This is a genomic window from Candidatus Woesearchaeota archaeon, from assembly GCA_027858315.1.
GTDB lineage: Archaea > Nanobdellota > Nanobdellia > Woesearchaeales > UBA583 > UBA583.
Genome location: JAQICV010000046.1, coordinates 1 through 6,989, shown reverse-complemented (window position 1 = coordinate 6,989; position 6,989 = coordinate 1). Strand labels below are relative to the sequence as shown.

General features: G+C 23.4%; 9 protein-coding genes. All 9 read right to left on the bottom strand.

The genetic code is table 11. The annotated features are described in order from the left end of the window. Nucleotides 1–71: 71 nt before the first annotated feature. Nucleotides 72–218, bottom strand: coding sequence for a hypothetical protein (locus PF569_03980; GenBank protein ID MDA3855393.1), 147 nt, complete (start codon nucleotides 216–218; stop codon nucleotides 72–74). A gap of 60 nt (nucleotides 219–278) precedes the next feature. After that, nucleotides 279–440 carry a hypothetical protein gene (locus tag PF569_03975; GenBank protein ID MDA3855392.1) on the bottom strand — a complete coding sequence of 54 codons (162 nt, stop codon included), beginning with the start codon at nucleotides 438–440 and terminating at the stop codon, nucleotides 279–281. A 156-nt stretch (nucleotides 441–596) separates the two neighbouring features. Then, a complete protein-coding gene (locus PF569_03970) occupies nucleotides 597–1,028 on the bottom strand; it encodes a pentapeptide repeat-containing protein (protein ID MDA3855391.1) in 432 nt (143 codons plus the stop codon). A gap of 162 nt (nucleotides 1,029–1,190) precedes the next feature. Then, nucleotides 1,191–1,418 carry a hypothetical protein gene (locus PF569_03965; GenBank protein ID MDA3855390.1) on the bottom strand — a complete coding sequence of 76 codons (228 nt, stop codon included), beginning with the start codon at nucleotides 1,416–1,418 and terminating at the stop codon, nucleotides 1,191–1,193. Between the two features lie 1,271 nt (nucleotides 1,419–2,689). Beyond that, nucleotides 2,690–2,995 carry a hypothetical protein gene (locus PF569_03960; GenBank protein MDA3855389.1) on the bottom strand — a complete coding sequence of 102 codons (306 nt, stop codon included), beginning with the start codon at nucleotides 2,993–2,995 and terminating at the stop codon, nucleotides 2,690–2,692. A 186-nt stretch (nucleotides 2,996–3,181) separates the two neighbouring features. After that, a complete protein-coding gene (locus PF569_03955; protein ID MDA3855388.1) occupies nucleotides 3,182–3,451 on the bottom strand; it encodes a hypothetical protein in 270 nt (89 codons plus the stop codon). A gap of 307 nt (nucleotides 3,452–3,758) precedes the next feature. Beyond that, nucleotides 3,759–4,040, bottom strand: coding sequence for an ERF family protein (locus PF569_03950; protein MDA3855387.1), 282 nt, complete (start codon nucleotides 4,038–4,040; stop codon nucleotides 3,759–3,761). A gap of 359 nt (nucleotides 4,041–4,399) precedes the next feature. Further along, nucleotides 4,400–4,522 (bottom strand): hypothetical protein, encoded by a 123-nt coding sequence (locus PF569_03945; protein ID MDA3855386.1) that lies wholly within the window; start codon nucleotides 4,520–4,522, stop codon nucleotides 4,400–4,402. A 2,156-nt stretch (nucleotides 4,523–6,678) separates the two neighbouring features. Beyond that, on the bottom strand, nucleotides 6,679–6,801 hold the full coding sequence (locus PF569_03940) for a hypothetical protein (protein ID MDA3855385.1): 123 nt from the start codon (nucleotides 6,799–6,801) through the stop codon (nucleotides 6,679–6,681). Nucleotides 6,802–6,989 lie beyond the last annotated feature (188 nt).

Genomic DNA, 6,989 nt, shown 5'->3' with positions numbered 1-6,989 from the left:
ATCTGGAAAGTTTATTCAAGTTATACCACAATCTAAACATTCGATTTTATTACTCTTCATGTTATATGTTTTTAAGGGATATAATAATCATCTATAAATGCTTCAGCTTCTTGTTTAGTTTCACAAGTTTTAAGTATTTCAATAGAAAATCTAGCTATATGATAATTATTAGTTATTTCAATATCTCCTGTTGCTCTTTTTATTACATAGTATTCCATTTTTATTTAAGATTATTTAATAATTCAACTAAATTAATTAGTTTTTTATTCATAATTCATTTATAAATTTATCTTGTAAAGTTTTTCTATTTTTATTTTCTTAGCATTATAATCTTCATCAAATTCAGACATAACACTTTTTAATACTTCTGGGATTATAGTTTTAAATATGTATTCTTTAACTTCTTCTAAAGATGTATAAGTTTCTCTTTCATCATACAATCAAGAAGTTTCGGTAAAATCTTGTTTATCAAACTCTTTTATTAGTTGTTTTTTGTTCATAATAAATTATTATCAATTATTAAATTAGTCTTCAATTATAAATCAAAGTGCTTTTAAAAAATCTTCTACTTGTTCTTTCTTTAATTTAGAAGTTCATCATTTACCATAAAATTTACAATCCATTAAATCAGCTTCTGTTAAATTAGCTTCTCTTAAATTAGCTCCTCTTAAATTAGCTCCTCTTAAATCAGCTCCACTTAAATCAGCTTCACTTAATTTAGCTCCATTTAAATTAGCTCCTATTAAATTAGCTTCTCTTAAATCAGCTTCTCTTAAATCAGCTCCACTTAAATCAGCTTCACTTAAATTAGCTTCTCTTAAATTAGCTTCTCTTAAATCAGCTTCTCTTAAATCAGCTCCTCTTAAATCAGCTTCACTTAAATCAGCTTCTGTTAAATTAGCTTCTCTTAAATCAGCTCCTGTTAAATTAGCTTCACTTAAATTAGCTCCACTTAAATTAACTCCTATTAAATCAGCTCCACTTAAATCAACTCCTGTTAAATTAGCTTCTCTTAAAACCTCTTTAATGTTATTATATATAGTAGAAGTAAATAATACATTTCAAAATATACTTTTTATTTCAAACTTAATAGTTTCTTCTTTTTTATTATTTTTAACTATCTCATCAATTTGTTCTTGACTTAGTTCTATTTCAGTGTTGTTTAATATAATTTTCATATTCTTTTATTATCAATTATTAAATTCCAATACTTGCATAGCTTTTTTAGCTAATTCATCTGTAACTTCTTTTAATTCTCTTTCTTTAACTTCTTTTCTAATTAGATTAGCTGTAATAAGTTCAGGATTAGTTATATTTTTTAGTTTATCATTATACCAGTCAATCATAACTTTTGCTTCTTCTTTTTGATGTCTTAAATCATCACAGTCTAGTTCTAGTTGTTCTAAATTATCGTTCAAGGTTATTTAGTTATTTAGTAAAATATTATTTATGTTCAATGATTAAAGTTTTTTTATAATGTTCTGTTTCACTTGTTTCAATATAATTTAGATTTTCTAATGATTTTAATATTTTTTTAGATAATCATCTTTTAGATAATGTAGTTATATATGGTGCATTTAATTCTAATGCTTTAGATATTTGTATATTAGTTAGTATTTCTTGTAATTCGTTTAATTTAGTCATTCGTAGGAGTTTATTTAGTAAGTTTACGACCTCTAAGGTGTTTTTTATCTCAAGTAGCTTCTGATAATAGTATTTCTAGTTTTGTAATTCTTCTATTTCTATATTTAATTTTTCTATCTGATACTATTTTTTCATTTTCTAATCATTCTATTTCTTTTTCTTGTGATTCCATTATTTTCCCTATATGATTACATACTTCTCTATCTATATCTTGTTTAGCTAATAGATTATCTGTAGTTTTATTTAATTGTTTATTCTTTTTATAATATGTATAGTTTCAAATTAATGTTAATACAAGTAGTATTGTTAATGTTATTATTCAGTATATCATGTTTATTTAGTTAAAAAGTTATAAATCCTATCTAGTAGGCTAATTGTAATTATCTTAATGCTATTTCTATTCTTATATATTACATTACTAGGGATACTAATAATTGTAAAATATTCTATATATCTTTCTCATTTAGTTTTCTTAAATGTAACTCATGCTTTTCTTAGGCTATATAAATGTCATCAAAATCTCCAACCAGCTAATCTATTTAATTCTATATTGCTTAGAGTTTGTCAATTATCCATTGCTTCTAGTATCTTTATAGTTTTTGCTTTCATAATTAGTAAATTAGTTATAAGATTCATATAAACTTTGTATTTCTCTACTTGTTATTGTAATTGGTAAATCATACTTCTTACAAAATGCTAATATTGTATCAATTAATTTAGTTCATTTTTCCATAGATAAATTAGCTGTGTGTTTTTCTATCAATACATCTTTAGTAATTCTACCTATTGTTACTTCTTTAGTTCCAAATACTCATCATAACATCATATCATGAATATCATCTTTATCTTCTCATAGATGATTTCATATATCTGTAAATAATTTCTGAAATGCTTTATTTTGAGATAATGTTCTTCAAGATTTATTCTTTGTTTTCTCACAAACCCAGTTTATATCTTCTTTCTGAGTTTGTAAGTATTCTATTAATTCTAGTGTTTTCATAAGTTAAATATTAAATTCTCAAACTTTTTTATAAAATACTATCTTTCATTCTTCTTTTTCAAACTTATCAAAATTAAGTGAATCTCTATAAGTTATATATTCTTTTTCTTTTTTATCTCTTTCAGTATTATCTTCTAATTTTACATCTTTTATAATAGGAGTAGATTCTCTAAATTCTCTTTTTTTATTTTCTTCAACTTCTTTTTTTAATTTTTCATTTTCTAATCTAATTCTTTCATTATCTTCTTTTTCTTTTTTTATTCTTTCATCTTCAGCTTTTTGTTTTTCTATTTTTTCTTCATATTCATTTTTAGCATTTTTAAGAAAAGCATTAAAAACTGATTCTTCCATTTCTCATAAAGCTATTGATTCTATATTTAATACTTCAAAAGGTACTAATAAAGAAATTCTTTCTAATCTTAATTCTTTTATTCTTTCAATTTCTAAATTTTCAAAATGTTTTACTATTTTATCAAGTTCTTCTTCTTTTTCAGATACTACATCAACTATTAAATTATGACATTTTTGTATAGCATTTCATATTTGTAACACTCCAGCTTTTTCAGTATCTTTTACTTTTTTAGTAGAAGTTCTAATTTTTGCAATATCTAATTTAACTCTTTTAGCTCTTTTCACTAATTCTTCTGTAATATTTTTTTTACTTTCTTCCAATACTTTTGATATTTCAGGTATAAAAGTTTTGTATTCATCTGCTAAAGGAATAAAAGGAATTTTAATTTCTTCTACTCTTTCAATAGTTAATTGAAAATCTTTAGCATTAATATTTAGTAATTCTGTATGTTCCATCTGTTTGTTTCATTAAGTAGTAAACCTATTGGTTATCTAATGCTAATATCATTTCTCTATGAGTTTTTTTAATTAGCTTATTTCAATTATCAGTTACTTTTTCAAGTAATTCTTTTCAAGTAGTCTTTCATTCAGCTACTAAATCTTTCCAAGTATCTATATGTTTTTCTGTATCATTATAGAATGGTTTTATAGGTCTTTCTTCTTTTGGATAATGGTCTTTAGTATTTCATTCTTTACTTGCTAAATTTCAGTCATCATCTAAATCTGTTTGTATGTTTAGTAATTGTCATAGATTATATCTTTTTCAATATGTTATTTCTGAACCTGCTTTTTGAGGGTCATTATTTAATACATTAAATTCACTTTCTACTTTTGAATCATCTTCAGTATCTATTAATACGGTAGTTAGTTTATTATCTTTTGTGTAATGATAGCAAACTATTTTCTTTTGTGATAGTTTTTCATTATAAACAGAGATAATATTATCTAGTGTTATATATTTTGATTTAAAGAATGGATTACTAGCATCTTTCTTTAATGTTGTACTTTGTTGTTGTATATCTAGTAATTTTGTATATATACTCATTATATCTTATTAAATTTTAAAATGTAATCATTAATCTTTTCATTTGTCTTTTCAAATATTTGTCTAACTCTTGTTTCAGTTATTCAATATTTCTTTCCTGTTATTTTGTAAGTTATCTTATTTCAAAATCTTGAAAAATATATATCCTTTTCTCTTTCATTATAGAATAGTAAATTAATATTCATTCTTCTCTTTGTTTCTTATTTATTAATATAATCTATTTCTCTATTCTCTATTTCTTCTGTCAGTTCACTCTTATATATCCAACCTATTAATTGACCTTTCTTTTTAGGTAAATGATTTAGATATATTTTAGCTTCTTCTTTACATATTTCTTTATATTCTTTTTTTACTTCTTCTCATCTTATTTTTCTTTCAGCAAATAACTTTTTTTCTTGCTTTAAACTTAAATGTCTTATTTCTTGTGAATTATTGTAAGCATTTAATACTTTAAATCTTTCTCCTGCTTCTTTACTGTTCATAATTAAGTAGTTATCATATATTTATCATTTTTTAGTTTTAACTCATATCAAGCATCTAACCAAAATTTAATATAATCATCAAATTCTAATGTAAGTAAATCTTTTGTATCTACACTTGCTTCTCAATATGAAGTATCTCCAGTAAGTACATCTACTTTTCATTCATTATGAATAATAATTCCAAAATTGTTTATTAATTCTTGAATATCATCAGTAGATAATTCAAAATCAAAGTATATTTCCATAGTATAGTAATTAGTAAGTAATAGTTTATCAAGAATGTAGCAGAGATTAAACAGGCTGTTTTGTTTCTGTTATTTTTGATAACTCAAGTATATCTATATTGCAACAAATTGCAAGTTTTTCTTTTATAATGTTTACTTTTCTTTTAAATACTCCAAACTAATGTTTAGTTTAAGCCAATTAAAAAAGACTATAATTTAGTCTTTAATATCTATAATCAAGTGCATGGTCTTTTCAGCCACCACTCCAAACTACTATTTTCACATTTTTAAATCAAGCTAATATTTCTAATAGATGGCATATTCTAGGGTTTGGCATATAATTACATGCTCAATGTGGTTCATTTTTAATTAATGTTCCATCAACATCAATGCTATTACTATTTTTTTCATATTTCTTTTATTAAGATTTTTACATAATTCTTATCAGAGTCGTGTTTTTCTAATTTTATAATTTTTATTTTATGGTCTTCTAGTCATTCTATCTTAGTACATAGATAATCAGTTAGTAGTTTTTCATAATTTCACACATCTTTAACCCTTTTCTTTCATTCTAAGGTATATAAACTAAAGAAGTAGTTATAGTTTACCTCTAACCATTCATCTCAAGTTATACGACCTTTAAATCAGTTTTTAGAATATTCTATATCTGCAAGCTGAATCCATTTTTGATATTCAGGACTTTTATATCTTCTTACCTTTCAAGCATAGGCTATATTAACTGATGGAGGCATAGGTAGTTGTATTGATATGTATTCTTCTTTAGCCATATTTTTCCTTATTAAATTTTAAATCAAATTCTTTATGGCAGTTATAAGTCTTTCAAGTCTTATCCATAGTTTCAAATATTCAATGAACTAAAGCTATATTATTTTTATCATATCTTAACTCAGGATTATCTCTTTTATTTAACTTGTGTGCAAAAACAGATGGGTGGAATAGTTCTATATGCTTTCAACAATTCTCGCAAGTGTGAGGTTGTTCTAACCACATCTCTACAAATACTTTCATTTCAGAACCTTGTTTTCTTATTCTAGCTTTTCTTTTAACTCAGATTAGTTTAGGTTTTGTTTTCTTTAATTCATATACTTTCTTAGGTTTACTAGCTTCAAAAGCATACTGACATTCTTTACATCTTGAATACATTAACTCGTGTCATCTAGGTTTTTTACAGTCTTTACATAATTTAATTCACATATATTTTATATTATGTTATCTAAAATACTTTTTTAAAAGGATAATCTAATACTACAGGTTCTCATTTTTTATTAGTTCATACAATAGTATTTCATCAATATTGATTAGTTTCTACTTTATGTATGTTTCATATAGGTCATTTTTTCATCTTTGTTTGTTATTAGTATTTATAATATAGTTATTTAATTTCCTTAATTTTATTTCTTAGAAAGTCTAATTCATTTTGGTTACTTTCCATTTGTCTATTATATCATTTTTCTTCTAAAATATTATTTCTAAATTCTATAAGTTTTCATAATTCATAAAATAATTCATTTAAATTTTCTAATCTTTCGGTTATTACGATTTATAATTTATTTTTTCAGGTAAATTAATTTTATAACATATAAATATTGAATGAAAAGTAGCTCATCATGTTTTTTCTCATCTTAATATTTTTGGCGTTATATAGTTTATTCTTTTTTCAGGTATAATTATTTGTATATCATCATTATTAAATAATTCCATTGCATCAACTCATCAAAAATGTTCTAATCTTTGTAAACTTATAAATGGTTTTCATAATTCATATGCTCTCCTAATAAATTTCTTATTTCATTTAAAGGGTGGATTTGTAAACCATATATCCCAATGTTCTTTTGGTTGTTCTAATAAACAATCAATATCTTTATTTCATACTACTTTAAAATTTCTTTTTTCTAATGCTCTAGCTAAATGTCATAATCCATAACAAGCCTCCCAATACACTCTATTTTTTGGTAAAAATTCTTGTATATAGTTTAATGCTTCATCAGGAGTATACATATCATTGAAATTTGCTAATTTTATATCTCTATCCATTTTTATTTTAATTTAAGGAATAATTTAAGTAAATCTTTTTCTTCTTGTTCAGTATATAAGTGTAGAGGCTTGTTTGGTATATATAAATAACTACAAGAAACATAATTTTGAACATTGTTATCTGTATTAAATTCATATATAGGTGCTTCTCATTTTTGAAACTCTATTTTATCTTTTTTAAATAATAT